General features: G+C 61.5%; 1 protein-coding gene. It reads left to right on the forward strand.

The window, feature by feature from the left end; all coding sequences use genetic code 11:
• The coding region (locus BK665_RS33440) for an AAA family ATPase (protein ID WP_148053288.1) at nt 1-387 on the forward strand (387 nt) is incomplete at both ends.

Raw genomic sequence — 387 nt, forward strand, 5'->3', positions numbered from 1 at the left:
GGTGGTCGGGCCCAATGGTTGCGGCAAGTCGAATATCATCGACGCCGTGCGTTGGGTGATGGGCGAGAGCTCGGCCAAGAACCTGCGCGGCGAGTCGATGACCGACGTCATCTTCAACGGCTCCACCAGCCGTAAACCGGTGAGCCAGGCGAGCATCGAACTGGTGTTCGACAACTCTGACGGCACCCTGGTCGGCGAATACGCGGCCTACGCGGAAATCTCGATTCGCCGCAAAGTCACCCGCGACAGCCAGAACAGTCACTACCTCAACGGCACCAAATGCCGTCGCCGCGACATCACCGACATTTTCCTCGGTACCGGCCTGGGCCCGCGCAGCTACTCGATCATCGAGCAGGGCATGATCTCCAAGCTGATCGAAGCCAAGCC

The sequence above is a fragment of the Pseudomonas frederiksbergensis genome, assembly GCF_003732665.1.
Classification (GTDB): Bacteria; Pseudomonadota; Gammaproteobacteria; order Pseudomonadales; family Pseudomonadaceae; genus Aquipseudomonas; species Aquipseudomonas frederiksbergensis_G.